Below are 19,537 nucleotides of genomic sequence, written 5' to 3' on the forward strand. Positions count from 1 at the left end.
GGCCACCGGTGTGGTGGCCGCCGCGCCGTGGGTCGGTCGTCGTGCGGTTGTCTGCTCGTGTTTGCGCTGTTGTTACAGGTATTGGCCGGTGTTGGCGACGGTGTCGATGGACCGGCCGGCTTCGGAGCCCTTGGTACCGGAGACGAGGGTGCGGATGTAGACGATCCGTTCGCCCTTCTTGCCGGAGATGCGGGCCCAGTCGTCGGGGTTGGTGGTGTTGGGGAGGTCTTCGTTCTCGCTGAACTCGTCGACGCAGGCGGCCAGCAGGTGGGTGACGCGGAGGCCCTTCTGGCCGGTGTCGAGGAACTGCTTGATGGCCATCTTCTTGGCGCGGTCGACGATGTTCTGGATCATCGCGCCGGAGTTGAAGTCCTTGAAGTAGAGGACTTCCTTGTCTCCGTTGGCGTAGGTGACCTCCAGGAAGCGGTTCTCCTCGCTCTCGGTGTACATCCGTTCGACGACGCGCTGGATCATGGCGTCGACGGTGGCCGCCTCGTCGCCGCCGTTCTCCTTGACGTCGTCGGGGTGGAGGGGGAGGCCGGAGAGGATGTACTTGGAGAAGATGTCCTTGGCGGCTTCGGCGTCGGGGCGTTCGATCTTGATTTTGACGTCGAGGCGGCCGGGGCGGAGGATCGCGGGGTCGATCATGTCTTCGCGGTTGGAGGCGCCGATGACGATGACGTTCTCCAGGCCCTCGACGCCGTCGATCTCGCTGAGGAGCTGCGGGACGATGGTGTTCTCGACGTCGGAGGAGACTCCGGATCCGCGGGTGCGGAAGATGGAGTCCATCTCGTCGAAGAAGACGATGACGGGGGTGCCGGCGGAGGCCTTTTCGCGGGCGCGCTGGAAGACCAGGCGGATGTGGCGTTCGGTCTCGCCGACGTACTTGTTGAGGAGTTCGGGGCCCTTGATGTTGAGGAAGAAGCTCTTGCCCTCCTGGCCGGTCTTTTCGGCGACCTGCTTGGCGAGGGAGTTGGCGACGGCCTTGGCGATGAGGGTCTTGCCGCAGCCGGGCGGTCCGTAGAGCAGTACGCCCTTGGGGGGGCGGAGCTGGTGTTCGCGGAAGAGGTCGGCGTGCAGGTAGGGAAGCTCGATGGCGTCCCTGATCATTTCGATCTGCCCGCTGAGCCCGCCGATCTCGTTGTAGGAGATGTCGGGGACCTCTTCGAGGACGAGTTCTTCGACCTCGGCCTTGTGGATCTTTTCGTAGGCGTATCCGGACCGGGGTTCGAGCATGAGGGAGTCGCCGGCGCGCAGCGGTACGCCGCGGAGCGGTTCGGCGAGCATGATGACGCGTTCCTCGTCGGCGTGCGCGATCACCAGTGCGCGTTCGCCGTCGTCGAAGAGTTCCTTGAGCATGACGACTTCGCCCTGCTCTTCGAACTTGAGTGCTTCGACGACGTTGAGCGCCTCGTTGAGCATGACCTCCTGGCCGCGCTGGAGTTCTTCGGCGTCCACGGCGGGGCTGACGTTGACCCGCAGTTTGCGGCCGCCGGTGAAGATGTCCACGGTGCCGTCGTCGCGGGCTTCGAGGAACACCCCGTAGCCGGACGGCGGCTGGGCCAGCCGGTCGACCTCCTCCTTGAGCGCCACGATCTGTTCGCGGGCTTCCTTCAGCGTCGCCACGAGGCGCTCGTTCTGGCCTGTCACGGCGGCCAGGTTGGCCTGTGCCTCATGGAGACGTTCCTCTAGAACACGTACTTGGCGCGGGGATTCCGCGAGCTTGCGGCGCAGCACGGAGATCTCCTCCTCCAGGAAGGAGATCTGCGTTTGGAGGTCCCTGACCTCCTTGTCGTGCTGCGCCCTGCGCGCCCCAGCATCGTCACGAGCGGCCACGCCCCGTCACCTCCTCACGAAGAGAGCCGACGACCTACAGAGACCCTACCTATCTGGAGGGCTTCCGTAACCTGCCCTTTCGGTACTCGTGTCGTGCCCGCGGGATCTTGACTGGTCGGGGCGGGGGGTTCGGGGGGCGCGCGGAATGTCCGTAGCGGGAGGGCGGGGCGTCGAAACGGCGGATTCCGTTGGGGGGGGCGGCGGGTTCGGCGCTTTCCGTTCGGGGGGGGGTGGGGGTAGGCGGTGGTGACGCGGGGGTGTGAATTGTGTGTTACGGCCTGCGGCGGTGGTGGTGGCCGCGCGTGTCGCGGGGTCGCGGGGCGGTGTTTGTGATCTATGCCTCGCCGGCGGGGGCGGGTGTGTCGCCGTCGGTGGCGGGGCCGGGGGCGGGGGCGGGGAGGGGCGCGCCTTTGGCGGGGCGCCGGCGGCGGGCGGGCGGGGTGACGCCGTCGGCGAGGCGGCGGGCGGTGACGAGGAAGCCGGTGTGGCCGACCATGCGGTGGTCGGGGCGGACGGCGAGTCCTTCGACGTGCCAGGAGCGGAGCATGGTCTCGAAGGCGTAGGGCTCGGCGAAGGCGCCGTGGCCGCGGAGTTCTTCGACGATGCGGGACATCTGGGTGGTGGTGGCGATGTAGGCGCAGATCATGCCGCCGGGGATGAGGGCTTTGGCGACGGCGTCGACGCATTCCCAGGGGGCGAGCATGTCGAGGACGGCGCGGTCGATGTCGGTCTCGGTGAGGGCGTCTTCGAGGGAGCCGACGGTGATGCGCCAGGCGGGGTGGGGGCCGCCGAAGAACTTCTCGACGTTGGTGCGGGCGATGTCGGCGAAGTCGGGGCGGCGTTCGTAGGAGGTGACGAGGCCGTGTTCGCCGACGGCGCGGAGGAGGGAGCAGGTGAGGGCGCCGGAGCCGGCGCCGGCTTCGATGACGCGGGCGCCGGGGAAGATGTCGGCCATGGCGACGATCTGGGCGGCGTCCTTGGGGTAGACGACGGCGGCGCCGCGGGGCATGCGGACGGTGAAGTCGGCGAGGAGGGGGCGGAAGGCGAGGTATTCGACGCCGCCGGTGGAGCGGAAGACGGTGCCTTCGGGGCTGCCGATGATGTCGTCGTGGGTGATGGCGCCCTTGTGGGAGTGGTAGGCCTTGCCGGGCTGGAGGGTGATGGTGTTGATGCGGCCTTTGGGGTCGGTGAGCTGAACCTGGTCGCCGGCGCGGAAGGGGCCGTGGGGGATGCGGCCGGTGGCGGCGCCGGCGGGCTGGGCCGGGGTGCCGGGCGTCGGGGTGGGTTCGCTCATGTCGGTCAAGGCTAGCGGCCCGAGGGCACTGCTCTGTTCCCTCTGGGGGTGTCGGCGAAACCTGCCGGTTGCCTTGTTCGTCCGGTCGGGTTCGGCGGGCCGGTGTCAGATGCCGGTGAAGGCGCGGTCGACGTCGGTGGCGGTGAGGACGCCGTAGACGCGGCCGTCGGGCTCGACGAGGAGGTATTCGGAGGCGGGGGCGCGGCGGAGGGCGTCGATGAGTTCCTCGCCGGTGAGGTCGGCGGGGAGGGTGTTGTCGTCGTGGACGGCGCGGGAGAGTTCGCCGGCCTGGATCCAGGGGCGGCGGTGTTCGGGGGTGGCGGTGACGGCCTTCTCGCTGACGAGGCCGCGGGGGCGGCCGTCGTGGTCGACGATGACGAGGGCGCCGGCGTGCTGGTCGTGGGCGCGGCGGATGGCTTCGGCGAGGGGGGTGTCGGCGGTGACCTGGGTGGCGCGGCGGGCGAGGCGGCGGGCGTGGAGGGCGGGGATGCGGCCGCGGATCTTCTCGGCGCGGAGGGTCTGGGTGGCGCCGACCCAGATGAAGGAGGCGATGAGGGCGGTCCAGAGGAGGGCGAGCCAGCCGAAGGCGGCGGATTCTCCCTGGACGGGGTAGGTGGCCATGAAGGCGCCGGCGACGAGGCAGAGGACGGCGACGCCGCGGCCGACCCAGGCGGCGAAGACGGCGCCGCTGCTGGCGCGTCCGGTGGCTTTCCAGACGGCGGCGCGGACGAGGCGGCCGCCGTCGAGCGGGAGGCCGGGGAGGAGGTTGAAGACGCCGACGAGGAGGTTGGCGAAGGTGAGGGCGTCGACGAGGAGCATCGCGACGGGCGGGAGCGGGAGGAGGATGTGGGCGAGGATGCCGAGGACGGCGAGGACGAGGTTGACGACGGGTCCGGCGAAGGCGATGAGGAATTCGCGGCCGGGGGTGGGGGCCTCTTCTTCGATGGAGGTCTCGCCGCCGAGGATGTGGAGGACGACGGAGCGGACGGGGAGGCCGAGGGCGCGGGCGGTGACGGCGTGGCTGAGTTCGTGGACGAACACGGAGGCGTACAGGAGCACGGCGTAGGCGAAGGCGACGGCGAAGCTGGCGGGGCGTTCGACGACGCCGTTGACCTGGCCTTCGAACATGACGGTGACGACGACGGCGACGAGGAACCAGCTGGGTGAGACGTAGACGGGCACGCCGAAGGGCCGCCCGATGAACAGGCCGGGGCCGGTGGTGGGGGGCGGGTCGGCGGGCTTGTTCCGGGTGGGGGGCTCGGTCGGGGGTGCGCTGTCTGCCACGTCTTCGATGCTACGGCCCCGGCGGGGTGGCCGGGTGGTCAGCCCGGGGGCGGGGTCGTGGGCCTGCCCGGGCGGGGCGCGGGCGGGGGGTGCGGGGTGGCGGGATTTCGTCGTGGGCGTGTCCTAGTCTGCTGTGCCATGACGACCACCGAGGCGGGCACCGGGACGGGCGGGCGTGGCGGTACGGGGCCGGCGGTGATCGGTTCGCTGTCGCCGTCGCGGGCGGGCGATTTCATGACGTGTCCGCTGCTGTACCGGTTCCGGGTGATCGATCGGATCCCGGAGCGGCCGAGCGCTGCGGCGGTGCGGGGGACGCTGGTGCACGCGGTGCTGGAGCGGCTGTACGACCTGCCGGCGGAGCGGCGGGTGGCGGCGGAGGCGCTGGAGCTGCTGGGGCCGCAGTGGGAGCGGCTGCTGGCGGCGGAGCCGGAGCTGGCGACGCTGTTCGGGGAGGGTGCGTCGGGGGACGCGGAGCGGGCGGCGTGGCTGGAGCAGGCGCGGTCGATGGTGGAGCGGTATTTCACGCTGGAGGATCCGCGGCGGCTGGAGCCGGCGGAGCGTGAGGTGTTCGTGGAGACGGTGCTGGATTCGGGGTTGAAGCTGCGGGGTTACATCGACCGGGTGGACGTGGCGCCGTCGGGTGATGTGCGGATCGTGGATTACAAGACGGGGACGGCGCCGCGGGCGGATTTCGAGGCGCGGGCGCTGTTCCAGATGAAGTTCTACGCGCTGGTGCTGTGGCGGCGGCAGGGGCGGGTGCCGCGGCTGCTGCAGCTGATGTACCTGGGTAACGGCGAGGTGCTGCGGTACGAGCCGGACGAGGCGGATCTGCGGGCGACGGAGCGGAAGGTGGAGGCGCTGTGGGCGGCGATCCGGCGGGCGATGGAGACGGGCGAGTGGCGGCACCGGCGGAGCCGGCTGTGCGACTGGTGTGATCATCGGTCCCGGTGCCCGGAGTTCGGGGGGACGCCGCCGCCGCTGCCGGAGGCGCCGGTGGACCGGCCGTCTCCGGCGGATCTGGAGCCGGCGGGGCGGGAGCGGGACGATCTGTGAGGGGCGGCGGGCGGTGCCGGCCCGGCGGTGCGGGCGGGCGGGGGCCGGGGTGCGGGCGGGCGGGTCATCCTTGGGGAGGATCGCGGATCGGCGTTCAGGAGGGCTCGGGACCTGGTCCGGCCTCCTAGGGTGAGTCTTGTGTCACCCCGCATCCGTGGTCTGCGTACCTGCCGTGCCTTCCTGAAGGCGCGTCCGCAGGCGGCCGACGCCGCGCTGGCGCTGGCGCTGCTGGTGGTGGGATTGCCGCAGCTGTATCTGGAGGAGCTGCCGCGGGGGCTGGGGCGGCATTACGCGGAGACGGATCCGTGGCATCTGCTGCTGGTGGTGGCGGCGACGATGGCGCTGGCGTTCCGGCGGACGCGGCCGCTGGCGGCGCTGCTGTGGATCTCGGCGGGCGAGGTGCTGATCACGCTGGCGAGTTATCCGCCGACGATCCCGGATCTGGTGGCGTTCATGGTGGCGGCCTACAGCGTGGCGGCGCATCGGGGGCTGGCGGTGAGCGCGCTGGGCGGGCTGGTGGCGCTGGTGACGATGAACGTGATCCTGGTGACGTTCCCGGAGGATCTGGGGCTGATCACGGTGCTGACGGACAACGCGCTGCTGGTCGGGGTGTGGGTGCTGGGGCGGAATCTGCGGTTGCGGCGGGCGTACTTCGCGGAGCTGGAGGACCGGGCGGCGCGGCTGGAGCGGGCTCGGGGGACGGACGCGCGGGCGGCGCGGGTGGAGGAGCGGTCGCGGATCGCGCGGGAGCTGCACGACGTGGTGGCGCACCATGTGAGCGTGATGACGGTGCAGGCGGGGGCGGCGCGGCGGATCATGGATCGTCATCCGGCGGGGGCGCGGGAGGCGATGACCACGATCGAGGAGGTGGGCCGTACCGCGCTGAGCGAGATGCGGCGGATCGTGGGGGTCCTGCGGACCGAGCGGGATTCGGAGGGGGTCGGGGCGGAGCTGGCGCCGCAGCCGGGGCTGGGCGATCTCGGGGAGCTGCTGGACAGCGTGCGGGAGACGGGCCTGTCGGTGCAGCTGTGGATCGAGGGTGAGGCGCGGACGCCGTCTCCGGGGGTGGACGTGGCGGCGTTCCGGCTGATCCAGGAGGCGCTGACGAATACGCTCAAGCATGCGGGCCCGCAGGCGCGGGCCTGGGTGCGGTTGCACTACACCGATGAGGATCTGACCGTGGAGATCGAGGACGACGGGCGTGGCACCGCGACGATCATCGCCGACAACGGCGACAATCCGGGCCATGGCCTGGTCGGGATGTACGAGCGTGTCGCGCTGTACGGCGGCGAGTTGCGGATCGGCCCGCGGGTCGGCGGTGGGTTCGGGGTGCGTGCCCGGTTCCCGCTGCAGGCGTAGGCGTCCGGGGCGGCTGGATCGATGGGTAGGGGCGAGGCGATGAGCGCGGTGGCGGCCGGGTGCCGGCGAGCGAAGGTGGGCGTATGAGCGCCGTACGGGTGCTGCTGGTGGATGATCAGCCGTTGTTGCGGACGGGGTTCCGGCTGATCCTGGAGGCCGAGCCCGACATCGCGGTGGTGGGCGAGGCCGGGGACGGCGCGGTGGCGGTGGAGCTGACGCGGTCGCTGCTGCCGGACGTGGTGCTGATGGACATCCGGATGCCGGGTGTGGACGGGATCGAGGCGACGCGGCGGATCGTGCGGGACGGGGCGGCGTCGCACGATCCGCGGGTGCTGATCCTGACGACGTTCGATCTGGACGAGTACGTGATCGAGGCGGTGCGTGCGGGGGCGAGCGGGTTCCTGCTGAAGGACTCGCCGCCGGAGGATCTGGTGCAGGCGATCCGGATCGTGGCGCAGGGCGACGCGATCGTGGCGCCGAGCGTGACGCGGCGGCTGCTGGACAAGTTCGCGACGCGGCTGCCGGCGGTGCGGGACGCGGCGCCGCCGCCGGGGCTGGACACGCTGACCGAGCGGGAGCGGGAGGTGCTGTCGCATGTGGCGCGGGGGCAGTCGAACGCGGAGATCGCGGCGGCGCTGGTGGTCAGCGAGACGACGGTGAAGACGCATGTGGGGAACGTGCTGGCCAAGCTGGGGCTGCGGGACCGGGTGCAGGCGGTGGTGTACGCGTACGAGACGGGGCTGAGCCGGCCGGGCCAGGGCTAGGGGCCCGCCCGGCGGCGGCCCGATCGCGGCCCGGTGGCGGCCCGGGCCGGCCGCCGGGGGTCCTCGGGGTGATCACCTAGGGGGTGGCCGGGGTCGGCCCTACTTCGGGAGGACGATCGGCGGGTGCTCCTCCCCCGGACGGCGGATCCGCAAGTCCGTTCTCGGGGATCATCCGCCGGGGGCGTGCGCCTTCTAGTGTTTCAGGTGTGTTCTGAGCGTCTTCCCGGGTGCACGCGGTGCTCCCGGCCCGGGCGCGCGCACCCATCCGTATCGATCGCCATGCGGTTCCAGCATGCAGACAGGGAGTTTCACTGTGAAGAACACCGCCCCATCGACCGCTGACGCGCACTCCGCGCCGGGGGCGGGCGACTTCGCCGCACGGGCCCTCCGCGTCGCCAAGGCGTACGGTTCGGGGGACGCGCAGGTCATCGCCCTGGACGGGGTGAGCCTGGACGTGCCGCGCGGCCGGTTCCTGGCGATCATGGGCCCGTCGGGGTCGGGGAAGTCGACGCTGATGCACTGCATGGCGGGGCTGGACGCGGTCGACTCCGGTGAGGTCCACATCGGCGGGACCGAGGTGACGCGGCTGAAGGACAAGCAGCTGACGCGGCTGCGGCGCGACAAGGTCGGGTTCATCTTCCAGGCGTTCAACCTGGTACCGACGCTGACGGCGCTGGAGAACATCACGCTGCCGATGGACATCGCGGGCCGGAAGCCCGACCGGCAGTGGCTGGACCAGGTGATCGACACGGTGGGGCTGCGGCCGCGGCTGGGGCACCGGCCGAGCGAGCTGTCGGGCGGCCAGCAGCAGCGGGTGGCGTGCGCGCGGGCGCTGGCGTCCCGCCCGGAGATCATCTTCGCGGACGAGCCGACGGGGAACCTGGACTCGCGGTCGGGCGCGGAGGTGCTGGGGTTCCTGCGGTCGTCGGTGCGGGAGATGGGCCAGACGATCGTGATGGTGACGCATGACCCGTCGGCGGCGGCGTACGCCGACGAGGTGGTGTTCCTCACCGACGGGCGGATCGTGGACACGATGGCGGCGCCGACGGCCGAGCGGGTGCTGGAGCGCATGAAGGGCTTCGAGCTGCCGGGGGTCGCGGCCCGATGATGGCGAAGGTCACGCTCCGCAACCTGGCGGCGCACAAGATCCGCTTGGTGCTGACCGCGGTGGCGGTCATCCTCGGGGTGGCGTTCGTGTCCGGCACGCTGATCTTCACCGACACGATGAACCGGCAGTTCGCCGACCTGTTCGACGACATCGGCAAGGGCGTCGCGGTCGACGTGCGGGCGAAGAAGGTGGTGGACGACCCGGCCGACACGGGGCAGTCCGCGCAGCCGGTCCCGGCGTCGGTGGTGGAGACGCTGAAGAAGGTCGAGGGCGTCAAGGAGCCGTTCGGGAACGTCACCGGGTACGCGGCGGTCGTCGGCCGGGACGGCAAGGTCGTGTCCGGGCAGGGCGCCCCGCAGATGGGGGTCAACTGGAACCCCGCCGGCGACTACGAGATGAGCACCGGGCGGGCCCCGGAGGGCGGCGGCGAGATGGCGCTGGACGCCCGCACGGCCGAGAAGGCCGGGTACCGGGTCGGCGACACCGTCCAGGTGCTGACGCAGACGCCGCAGCGGCTGCGGCTGGTCGGGGTGTTCGACGGCGGCGACATGATGGGCGCCAGCATCGCCGCGTTCGACACGCCGACGGCGCAGCGGCTGATGCTCAGGCCGGGCCACTTCACCGACGTGCAGATGGGGTCGAGCGGCCCGTCCGAGGAGGAGCTGCGCGCCGCGGTCGCGAAGGTGCTGCCGGCGAACATGGAGGCGATCACCGGGACGCAGCTGCGCGAGGACGCGAAGAGCGACATCGCGACGTTCATGGGGTTCTTCCGGACGTTCCTGCTGGTGTTCGCGCTGATCTCGATCTTCGTCGGGGCGTTCATCATCTTCAACACGTTCTCGATGCTGGTGGCGCAGCGCACCCGCGAGCTGGCGCTGCTGCGCGCGATCGGCGCGGCCCGCTCGCAGGTCACCCGGGCGGTGATCGGCGAGGCGGTCGCGGTCGGCGTGGTCGGGTCGACGCTGGGCCTGGCGGCCGGCGCGGGCCTGGCGGCGCTGCTGCAGTCGCAGGTGATGGGCGAGGACGGCGGCGGGCTGGTGCTGACCGCCAACCCGATCATCTGGTCGTACACGGTCGGGATCGTCGTCACGGTCGTGTCGGCGTACTTCCCCGCCCGGCGCGCCGCCAAGATCCCGCCGGTGGCGGCGATGCGCGACGACGTGGCGCTGCCGCAGCGGTCGATGCGGATCCGGCTGGCGCTCGGCACCCTGCTCACCCTGATCGGGGCGGGCCTGATCGGGCTGGGGCTGGCCGGCGGCGGCGGCAACCCGGCGATCCCGGTCGGCGCGGGCGCGTTCCTGGTGTTCATCGGCGTGACGCTGCTCGCCCCGGTGATCAGCATCCCGGTGATCCGGGTGCTGGGCGCGCCGGCGGCGCGGCTGATGGGCGCGCCCGGCCGGCTGGCGCGGCAGAACGCGCTGCGCAACCCGCGCCGCACCGCCGCCACGGCCGCCGCGCTGATGATCGGCCTGGCGCTGATCACGACGGTGAACGTGCTGGGCGCGTCGATGCGGACGTCGGTGGACGCGCAGGTCGACGACCAGTTCGGCGCCGACTACATCGTGATGCCGACCGGGATGAACGGGCTCAGCAGCGACGTCCTGGACCGGGTGAAGGGCGTGCCGGGCGTGGACAGCGCCGCGCCGTACTACACGGGCAACGCCAACATCAAGGGCAAGCGGGCCGCGTACGTGGCGGGCGATCCCGCCGCGCTGGCCAAGGGCGTCCGGCTGGAGCTGGTGTCGGGCGGCCTGCAGGCGGGCCGGGACGGGATGCTCGTCGACGAGGACACCGCCCGCGCGCAGGGCTGGGCGGTCGGCGCCGCGGTGCCGGTGCAGTTCACCGACGGGAAGACCGAGAACCTGAAGATCACCGGGGTGTACGCCAAGAACGACTTCCTGGGCCCCCGGCTGATCAACGAGCAGGCGCACCGGGCGCACGCCGCCCGTACCGCGGTCGGCGCCGTGATGATCGAAGCGTCCAGCGCGAACGCGGCGACGGCCGCGGCGCTGGAGCGGTCGCTGCGCGACCACCCGAACGCCGAGGTGCAGGACCAGGCGGGGATCAAGAAGGAGGCCCGCGCGCAGGTGGACGGGTTCGTGTCGTTCCTCACCGTGCTGCTGGTCATGTCGGTGATCATCGCGGCGGTCGGGGTGGTCAACACCCTGGCGCTGTCGGTGATCGAGCGGACCCGGGAGATCGGGCTGCTGCGGGCGATCGGCATCAGCCGCCGCCAGCTGCGCCGGATGATCCGGCTGGAGTCGATCGTGATCGCGGTGTTCGGCGCGGTCCTCGGCATCGGGATCGGGGTGGCGTTCGGCGCCGCGCTCCAGCGGGCGCTGCGCGAGGACGGCCTCAGCCTCCTCAGCATCCCGGTCGGCACCCTGGCCGTGTACCTGGTCATCGCGGCCGTGATCGGCGTGCTCGCCGCGCTGTGGCCGGCCTGGCGGGCGGGGCGGATGGACGTCCTGAAGGCCATCTCCACGGACTGACCCCGCTGACCGGACCCGCTGACCGGACCCGCGTCCGGTGGCGGTCACGGCGCCCCGCACGGCCATCGAGGCCGTGCGGGGCGCCGTCCCGTACAGGAGGATGATCTCCATGCCCGCCCCTGTGCCCGCCTCCGGGTCCGTCTCTGGGCCCACCCCTGTCTCCCCTCTCACCCGCGCCGAGGCGCTGGCCCGCTCCACGCTCCTGGACGTCGGCGGGGCCGCCGTCGACCTCGACCTCACCCGCGGCGACGCGGTGTTCGGGTCGGTCACCACGCTGCGGTTCCGCTGCGCGCGGCCCGGCGCGGCCACGTTCGCCGAGATCGTTCCCGGGACGCTGCGCCGCGCCGTCCTCAACGGCCGCGAACTCGACCCGGGCGCGCTGCGCGGCGGCCGCCTGCCGCTGCCGGACCTGGCCGCCCGCAACGAGCTGCGCGTCGAGGCCGACCTGGAGTACTCGCGCACCGGCGAGGGCCTGCACCGCTGCACCGACCCCGCCGACGGCGAGGTGTACGTGTACGCCTGCTGCGGGCCGGGCGACACGCCCCGCGTGTTCGCGGCCTTCGACCAGCCCGACCTGAAGACCCCGCTGGCGTTCACCGTCACCGCCCCGGCGCACTGGACGGTCCTGAGCAACGCCGCGGGCCGCCGCACCGGCACCGCGCCGGGCGGGGCCGCGCGGTGGGAGTTCGCGCCCACCCCGCCGATCAGCCCGCACCTGGCCGCGCTGGTCGCCGGGCCGCTCCACTCGGTCCGCGCCGGGCACGACGGGATCCCCCTCGGCCTGCACTGCCGCCGGTCGCTCGCCCCCCATCTGGACGCGGAGGCCGCCGGGATCCTCGACGTCACCCGCCGCTCCCTCGACCGCCACCACGAGCTGTTCCGGCCCCGGTACGCGTTCGGGAAGTACGACCAGGCGTTCGTCCCCGAGTTCGGGCACGGCGCCGTCGAGAACCCCGGCTGCGTCACCTTCCGCGAGGAGTTCCTGTTCACCTCGCCCGTCCCCGTCACCGAACGCGACACCCGCGCCGTCGTCATCGCGCACGAGATGGCCCACATGTGGTTCGGCGACCTGGTCACCATGCGCTGGTGGGACGACCTGTGGCTCAGCGAGTCGTTCGCCGAGTACATCGGGCACCGGGTGGCCGCCGAGACCGGCGTGTTCCCCGGCGCCTGGACGTCGTTCGCCGTCACCCGCAAGCCGTGGGCCTACGACACCGACCAGCGCCCCACCACCCACCCCGTCGCGCCCGGCGACGTCCCCGACACCGCCGCCGCGTTCTCCAACTTCGACGGCATCTCCTACGCCAAGGGCGCCTCCGCCCTCCGCCAGCTCGTCGCGTGGATCGGCGACGAGGCGTTCCTCGCCGGCGTCAACGCCTACTTCGACCGGCACCGCTTCGGCAACGCCGATCTCGGCGACCTCCTCGGCGCCCTCGCCCGCGCGAGCGGCCGCGACGTGCACGGCTGGGCCGAGCGCTGGCTGCGCACCACCGGCATCGACGTCATCGGCCCCGCCGGGACGCCCGCGGCGCGGCCCCACCTCCTCCAGGTCGGGCTGTACGACCGCGACGGCGGCACCGGCCGGCTCGTCGCGCGCGAGCGCGTCCGCGCCGAGATCGCGCCCGGCGCGCCCGCCCGCGTGGCGGCGCCCGGCGGCGCGCCGCGCGCCGATCTGGTCCTGCCCAACGACGGCGACCACACCTACGCCAAGATCCGGCTCGACGAGGACTCCTGGCGCGCCGCCGCCGAGGGCCTGTCCGGCATCGCCGACCCGCTGCCGCGCGCCGTGCTGTGGAACGCCGCCCGCGACATGGTCCGCGACGCCGAGCTGACGCCGGCGGAGTTCCTGGAGCTGGCCGCGCGGCACCTGCCCGCCGAGACCGAGCCGGCCGTGGCCGCGGCGATGCTCGCGTTCGCCCGTACCGAGGTCGCCGACCGCTACCTGCCGCCGGAGCGGCGCCCGGCGGCGCTCGCCTCCCTCGCCGCCACCTGCCGCGCCGTCCTCGGCCGCGGCGGCGCGGCGCTGCGCCCGATCGCCGCCCGCACCCTCGTCGAGTGCACCGGCGCCGGCGGAGCCGGCGGCCTGCGCGCCCTCCTCACCGCCGGCGACGGCGGCGGGACGCGGGACGCCGAGCCGTACCGGGACGCGCTCGCGCACCCCGGCGCCGCCCTGCGCTGGGACGCGCTCGCGCGCCTGTGCGTCCTCGGCGCCGCCGGCGAGGACGACATCGCCGCCGAGCGCCGCCGCGACCGCGGCGCGTCCGCGGACGCGGGCGCCGCCCGGTGCCGCGCCGCCCTCCCCGACCCCGCCGCCAAGGAGCGCGCCTGGCGGGGCATGCTCGGCGGCGGGGACGCCGAGCATGCCGCGCCCTTGTCCCCGCACCTGGTGGCCGCGACCGCCGCCGGCTTCTGGCACCCCGAGACCGCCGCGCTCACCGCGCCCTACGTCGGCCGCTACTTCGAGGAGGTCCCGGCCGCCGCCGCGCGCGGCGCCGCCGTCGCCAAGGTCCTCGGCACCGCGCTGTTCCCCGCCCACGCCGTCTCCCCCGCCACCGAGCGGGCCGCCGCGCGCCGCCTGGACCGCGGCGGTCTCCCGCCGGCGCTGTGGCGCGCCCTCACCGAGCGGCTGGACGACCTGCGCCGTGCCCTGCGCGTACGCGCCGCAGACCGGGACGCAGCAGCAGCGCCGTGACCAGGCACGCCACCCCGGCGAGCGCGACGGCCGGGCCGATGCCCGCCGCCTCGGCCGCCGCGCCCAGTACCACCGGGCCCACCCCCTGCAGCGTCATCGTGCCGGTCGACAGCAGCCCGAACGCCTGCCCCCGCGCCCCCTCGGGCACCGCGTCCACGAACGGGCGCTGCAGGCCCAGCTCATAGGCGATCGTGGCCCCGGTGACGGCCAGCAGCGCGACCAGGACCGGCAGCGGCGGCCCGGCCGCCGGGGCCAGCAGCGGCAGGCCGCACAGCGCCATCATCGGCACCACCAGCCGTTCCCGCGTCCGCGGCCGCAGCAGCCGGCCGCAGACCGCGTTGCCCGCCATCATCCCCACCGGCAGGGCCGCCAGCAGCAGCGCGCCGCCCGCCTCCCCGTGGCCGTGCTCCTGCGCGTACGGGATGAGCAGGCTCTCCGCGCCCGCCACGAACGCCACCGGCAGCCAGTGCGCCAGCAGGATCGCCCGCACCGCCCGGTCCCGCCACAGCAGCCGGTTCACCGCCCGGCTGGCCCGCAGCACCGATCCCGGCGCCCCCTCCGCCGCCGGGGCCGGCGGGAAGTCGGCCAGCCGCAGCCGCACCACCGCCGCCGCCACCGCGTACGCGGCCGCCGTCACCAGCAGCGCGCGCCGGTCCCCCAGCGCCGCCACCGCGATCCCGCCGAACGCCAGGCCCAGCAGCTGCGCCACCGCCGCCGCGATCATCATCAGCGAGCGGCCCAGGACGAACCCCTCCCCCGGCAGCACCTCGGCGGCCAGCCGGTTCACCGCGCCCGACACCACCGGCGTCACACACGCGATCGCCGCGACCAGCAGCAGGCACACCGCGACCGGCAGGTCCAGCAGGCCCAGCGCCGCCGCGGCGGCCGCCTCCGCCGCGTACACGCCGGTGATCAGCGGCCGCGGCCGCAGCCGGTCGGCCAGCGCCCCCAGCAGCGCCCCGCCCGCCACCTGCGGCAGGAACCCGATGCCGAACGCGACCGCCGCCAGCAGCGGCGACCCCGTCTGCGCGTACACCAGCACCGACAGCGCCACCATCCGCAGCGTGTCCGCGGCGATCACCAGCGAGCGGGTCGCGAACAGCACCCGGAACCGCGGCTCGGCGAGGATCCGCGCGTACGTGACGGCCTGGGAGCCGCCGGTCATGGGGGTTTCGTCGGACATGCCGGTCACCTTTCCGGGGACGCGGTCACCCCGCCAGCTTTACGTCCCTCGACGTAAGGTCGCGTAGGCTCCGGACGTGTTCCGCTTCGAGGTCGAGACCGAGGACCTGCTGCACAGCCGGTTCGCGCTCTCCCCGCTGTTCGAGCTCGACGCGCTGCTGCGCACCCTCGCCGGCCTGCCCGGCCGGCGGCTGCCCGGCGCGTGGTCGCGGCGGGTCGCGCCGGCGTTCCGGCGGCTGCTCGCCGAGACGCCGCTGGACGCCGTCCTGGCCCTGCAGTCCCCCGACTACGGCCCGAGCTTCACCTCCCCGCCGCCCGACCGCGGCCTGGCCCAGACGATCGAGGGCGACCTGGAACGCGTCCGCGCCACCCCGCTGGAGCTGGCCCGCCGCGAGATCGCCGGGGCGCTGCGGTACCGGGGGGAGGTGCCCGCGGCCACCGCCGCGCGGCTGCGCGACCCCGGCGTCGTCGGCATGATCGCCGATGCGCTGGAGGCGGCCTGGCGGGAGCTGCTGGCGCCCGGCTGGCCGCAGCTGCGCGCCATCTGCGAGCGCGACGTCGTGCACCGTGCCGGGCGGCTCGGCGAGGGCGGCTGGGAGGCCGCCCTGGACGGCCTGAACGGGCAGGTCCGGTGGCGCGACCGCGGCGTGGAGATCGTCGGCACCCGGGGCCGCGGGACCGTCGCGCTGGGCGGGCGCGGCCTGCTGCTCATCCCGTCGGCGTTCCTGTGGCCGCGGGTGGCGATGCACACCGACGAGCCCTGGCCGTACGCGCTGATCTACCCCGCCCGGGGCATCGCCGCGCTGTGGGAGGAGGACTCAGCGGTGGCCGACCCGGGCGCCCTGGCCGGGCTGCTCGGCCGCACCCGCGCCCGCGTCCTGCTGGCCCTGGAGGACCCCGCCGGCACCACCCAGCTGGCCCGCTCGCTCGGCATCGCCGTCGGCGCCGCCGGCGACCACCTCACCGTGCTCCGCCGCGCCGGGCTCCTGGAACGGGCCCGCGCCGGGCGCCACGTCCTCTACCGCCGCACCCCGCTCGGCGACGCCCTCGCCCGCGGCGCCCGCGAGGACTGAGACGCCCTGGCTGCCCGGCACTCCCTGGAACGCGGGAACCGGCCGCCCCTCACGCGGAGGGCGCGGCCGGTTCCCGGCGTGCGCGCGGACCGGACGTCAGTCGTCGTCGTCCGGCTTGCCCTTGACGACCGTCGCCTCGGCCGCCTGGCCCTTGAGCGCCGCGGTCTGCGCCGCCACCAGGTCGGTGGCGCTGACCGTGGTGTTCTCCGGGAAGTGGCAGGCCGCCTCGTGTCCCGGGCTCAGCTCCACCAGCGGCGGTTCCTTCTCCTTGCAGATGTCCTGCGCCTTCCAGCACCGGGTGTGGAAGCGGCAGGCGGGCGGCGGATCCAGCGGGCTCGGCACGTCGCCCTGCAGCCGGATCCGCTGCCGGTTCTCGCGCTCGGCCGGGTCCGGGATCGGCACCGCCGACAGCAGCGCGTTGGTGTACGGGTGCATCGGCCGCTCGTACAGGTCGTTGCGGTCCGCGATCTCGACGATCTTGCCGAGGTACATGACCGCGACCCGGTCGGCGATGTGCCGGACCACCGACAGGTCGTGCGCGATCACCACGTAGGTGAGGTCGAGCTCGTCCTGGAGGTCCTCCAGCAGGTTGACCACCTGCGCCTGCACCGACACGTCCAGCGCCGACACCGGCTCGTCGGCCACGATCAGCTTGGGCCGCAGCGCCAGCGTCCGGGCGATCCCGATGCGCTGCCGCTGCCCACCCGAGAACTCGTGCGGGTACCGGTTGTAGTGCTCGGGGTTGAGCCCGACCAGCTCCAGCAGGTCCTGCACGGCCTTCTTGACCGGGACCTTGGTGTCGATCTTCTGCAGCCGGAACGCGGCGCCGACGATCGCGCCGACCGTCTGCCGGGGGTTCAGCGACGAGTACGGGTCCTGGAAGATCATCTGGATGTCGCGGCGCAGCGGCCGCATCCGCTTCTGGGACAGCTTGGTGATGTCCTGCCCCTCGAAGACGATCTTGCCGAAGCTGGAGTCCAGCAGCCGCATCACCATCCGGCCGGTGGTGGTCTTGCCGCAGCCCGACTCGCCCACCAGGCCGAGCGTCTCGCCCTTGCGCACCGAGAACGACACCCCGTCCACGGCCTTGACCGCGGCGACCTGGCGGCGCAGCAGCCCGGCGTGCACCGGGAAGTGCTTCCCGAGGTTGCGGACGTCCAGCAGCACCTCGCCTTCGGCGACGGCGGGCCGGTCGTCCTCGGCGACGTCCGCCGCCGTCGCGCCCGCGACCGCCGCCTCGGGGACCGCCGGGTCCGCCGGATCCGCCGGGTCCGCCGGGCGCTTGTCGTCGGAAGTGCTCACGATGTCTCCACTGCTCCCGTCACAGCTTGGGAGCGATCTCGTCGGTCCAGATGCGGCGCCGCCGCTCGGCGGCCATGTGGCAGGCCACGCTGTGCCCCGGGGACGTCTCCCGCAGCTCCGGGCGCTCGGTGGTGGCCTTCCCCTCCGTCAGCCCCTCGTACGCGCAGCGCGGGCTGAACGCGCACCCCGCCGGCAGGTTGATGAGGCTCGGCGGGGTGCCCTTGATGGGCATCAGCCGCTCGGACGGCGGCCGGTCCAGCCGCGGCATCGAGCCCAGCAGCCCCCACGTGTAGGGGTGCTCGGGCCGGTGGAACACGTCCCCCACGCCGCCGTACTCCACGCACCGGCCGCCGTACATCACCAGGATGTCGTCGGACAGCTCGGCGACCACCCCGAGATCGTGGGTGATCATGATGATCGCGGAGTTGAACTCCTGCTGCAGGTCCCGGAGCAGGTCCAGGATCTGCGCCTGGACGGTCACGTCCAGCGCGGTGGTGGGCTCGTCGGCGATCAGCAGCTCGGGGTCGCACGACAGCGCCATCGCGATCATGGCGCGCTGCCGCATGCCGCCCGAGAACTGGTGCGGGTAGTCGTCCACCCGCCGGTCCGGCTTGGGGATACCGACCCGGCCCAGCATGTCGATCGCGTGCTTGCGCGCCACCTGCTTGGACACGTCGTTGTGGACCCGGTACGCCTCGATGATCTGCTTGCCGACCGTGTAGTGCGGGTGCATCGACGACAGCGGATCCTGGAAGATCATCGCCATCTCGCGGCCGCGCAGCTTCCGGACGTCCTCCGGCGGCGCCGAGACCAGCTCGGTGCCGTTCAGCCAGATCTCGCCCGACACCTGCGCGTTGCGCCGGTTGTGCAGGCCGAGGATGCCCAGGCTGGTCACGCTCTTGCCCGACCCCGACTCCCCCACGATGCCCAGCGTGCGGCCGCGCTCGAGCTTGAACGTCAGCCCGTCCACCGACCTGACCAGGCCGTCGTCGGTGGGGAAGTGGATGCGCAGGTCGCGCACGTCGAGGAAGGACTTCGCCCCGTCCACCGTGCCTCCCGTCCCCTCGTCCATCAGCTGTGCCTCACCCTCGGGTCGACCACGCCGTAGAGGACGTCGACGACCAGGTTGGCCAGGACGATGAAGATCGCCGCGACCATGACCACGCCGAGCACCACCGGCAGGTCGCTGCCGACCACCCCGTCCAGCGCCAGCCTGCCCAGGCCCGCCAGCGAGAAGGTCTTCTCGGTGAGCACCGCGCCGCCCAGCAGCAGCCCGATGTCCAGGCCGAACAGCGTCAGCAGCGGCGTCAGCGTGGCGCGCAGCGCGTGCTTGGTGATGACCTTGTTCTCCGGCAGGCCCTTGGCCCGCGCGGTGCGGATGTAGTCCTCGTTGAGCGTCTCCAGCATCCCGGCCCTGGTCATCCGCGCGTACATGGCCGCGTAGAGGAAGGCCAGGGTCACCCAGGGCAATATGAGATTACCCGCCCAGGCGAAGGGATTGTCCAGGAAGCTGTGATAGCTGACCGGTGGCAGCAGCCCCCAGGCGTGCACCACGAACGTCAGCGACAGCAGCCCGGTGAAGAAGATCGGCAGCGAGACGCCGGCCAGCGCGACCAGCATCGCGGCGCGGTCGAAGAACGAGCCGCGGCGCAGCGCCGACAGCACGCCGATCGCGATCCCGATCGCCAGCCACAGCACCGCCGCGCCGACCACCAGCGACAGCGTGACCGGGATCCGGTCGATCAGCTGGTCGGTCACGCTGGTGTTGGTGCGGAACGAGTACCCGAAGCACGGCGCCGGGCAGTCGATCGTGGTGGTGCCGGTGTCGTAGGTGTCACCGGCCACCACGGCCTTGATGAAGTCCCCGTACTGGACCGCGATCGGGTCGTCGAACCCGAGGCGCTCCTTGACGGCCGCGACGGTCTCCGGCGTGGGCGCCTTGCCGGCGAACCGGGCCGCGAGGTCGTCATTGGTGGTGCCGGCGAGCCGGGGCAGCAAGAAGAAGATCGCGAAGGTCACCGCGCTGATGACCAGCAACAGCGCGATCGCGCCCACGAGCCGGCGAACGATAAATGCGATCACGGTCAGCGGCGGTGGG

Annotated in this window: 14 protein-coding genes; 7 read left to right on the top strand and 7 right to left on the bottom strand. The window is 73.1% G+C overall.

Going from position 1 to position 19,537, the window contains the following annotated elements; all coding sequences use genetic code 11:
* Positions 1-72: 72 nt before the first annotated feature.
* The 3 genes from arc to ACA361_RS31125 form a co-directional block, all read right to left on the bottom strand.
* Entirely contained in the window at positions 73-1,836 is a 1,764-nt protein-coding gene (gene arc / locus ACA361_RS31115; RefSeq protein ID WP_375017900.1) for a proteasome ATPase, read from the bottom strand.
* 334 nt (positions 1,837-2,170) lie between these two features.
* The gene (locus ACA361_RS31120) at positions 2,171-3,130 is read right to left on the bottom strand and encodes a tRNA (adenine-N1)-methyltransferase (protein ID WP_375017902.1); all 960 of its coding nucleotides are present in this window, start codon (positions 3,128-3,130) and stop codon (positions 2,171-2,173) included.
* A gap of 105 nt (positions 3,131-3,235) precedes the next feature.
* Entirely contained in the window at positions 3,236-4,414 is a 1,179-nt protein-coding gene (locus ACA361_RS31125) for a site-2 protease family protein (RefSeq protein WP_375017904.1), read from the bottom strand.
* Positions 4,415-4,552: 138 nt separating this feature from the next.
* Here ACA361_RS31125 and ACA361_RS31130 point away from each other — a divergent pair, with 138 nt between their 5' ends.
* The 6 genes from ACA361_RS31130 (at position 4,553) to pepN (ending at position 13,882) form a co-directional block, all read left to right on the top strand.
* Positions 4,553-5,467 (top strand): RecB family exonuclease, encoded by a 915-nt coding sequence (locus ACA361_RS31130; protein ID WP_375017906.1) that lies wholly within the window; start codon positions 4,553-4,555, stop codon positions 5,465-5,467.
* 138 nt (positions 5,468-5,605) lie between these two features.
* On the top strand, positions 5,606-6,826 hold the full coding sequence (locus ACA361_RS31135) for a sensor histidine kinase (RefSeq protein ID WP_375017908.1): 1,221 nt from the start codon (positions 5,606-5,608) through the stop codon (positions 6,824-6,826).
* A gap of 83 nt (positions 6,827-6,909) precedes the next feature.
* On the top strand, positions 6,910-7,590 hold the full coding sequence (locus tag ACA361_RS31140) for a response regulator (RefSeq protein WP_375017910.1): 681 nt from the start codon (positions 6,910-6,912) through the stop codon (positions 7,588-7,590).
* 313 nt (positions 7,591-7,903) lie between these two features.
* Positions 7,904-8,698, top strand: a complete 795-nt coding sequence (locus ACA361_RS31145; protein ID WP_375017912.1) for an ABC transporter ATP-binding protein — start codon at positions 7,904-7,906, stop codon at positions 8,696-8,698.
* Positions 8,695-11,190: an ABC transporter permease gene (locus ACA361_RS31150; protein ID WP_375017914.1), complete on the top strand. Its 2,496-nt coding sequence runs from the start codon at positions 8,695-8,697 to the stop codon at positions 11,188-11,190. The genes ACA361_RS31145 and ACA361_RS31150 overlap by 4 nt, the downstream gene beginning before the upstream one ends.
* Before the next feature lie 109 nt (positions 11,191-11,299).
* Positions 11,300-13,882, top strand: coding sequence for an aminopeptidase N (gene pepN, locus ACA361_RS31155; protein WP_375017916.1), 2,583 nt, complete (start codon positions 11,300-11,302; stop codon positions 13,880-13,882).
* On the opposite strand, the gene ACA361_RS31160 is transcribed toward pepN, so the two are convergent.
* Entirely contained in the window at positions 13,806-15,065 is a 1,260-nt protein-coding gene (locus tag ACA361_RS31160; protein ID WP_375017918.1) for an MFS transporter, read from the bottom strand. The two genes, pepN and ACA361_RS31160, sit on opposite strands and share 77 nt — an antisense overlap.
* 76 nt (positions 15,066-15,141) lie before the next feature.
* Between ACA361_RS31160 and ACA361_RS31165 the strand changes: the two genes are divergently transcribed.
* Positions 15,142-16,137, top strand: a complete 996-nt coding sequence (locus ACA361_RS31165) for a DUF5937 family protein (RefSeq protein WP_375017920.1) — start codon at positions 15,142-15,144, stop codon at positions 16,135-16,137.
* A 96-nt stretch (positions 16,138-16,233) separates the two neighbouring features.
* On the opposite strand, the gene ACA361_RS31170 is transcribed toward ACA361_RS31165, so the two are convergent.
* The 3 genes from ACA361_RS31170 to ACA361_RS31180 form a co-directional block, all read right to left on the bottom strand.
* Positions 16,234-17,304: an ABC transporter ATP-binding protein gene (locus ACA361_RS31170; RefSeq protein WP_375018261.1), complete on the bottom strand. Its 1,071-nt coding sequence runs from the start codon at positions 17,302-17,304 to the stop codon at positions 16,234-16,236.
* Positions 17,305-17,458: 154 nt separating this feature from the next.
* Positions 17,459-18,511 (bottom strand): ABC transporter ATP-binding protein, encoded by a 1,053-nt coding sequence (locus ACA361_RS31175; RefSeq protein ID WP_375017922.1) that lies wholly within the window; start codon positions 18,509-18,511, stop codon positions 17,459-17,461.
* Positions 18,511-19,521 (bottom strand): ABC transporter permease, encoded by a 1,011-nt coding sequence (locus tag ACA361_RS31180; RefSeq protein ID WP_375017924.1) that lies wholly within the window; start codon positions 19,519-19,521, stop codon positions 18,511-18,513. Before ACA361_RS31180 ends, ACA361_RS31175 begins: the two co-directional genes overlap by 1 nt.
* Positions 19,522-19,537: the final 16 nt, after the last annotated feature.

This window comes from Actinomadura sp. 21ATH, assembly GCF_041951345.1.
Taxonomy (GTDB): domain Bacteria; phylum Actinomycetota; class Actinomycetes; order Streptosporangiales; family Streptosporangiaceae; genus Spirillospora.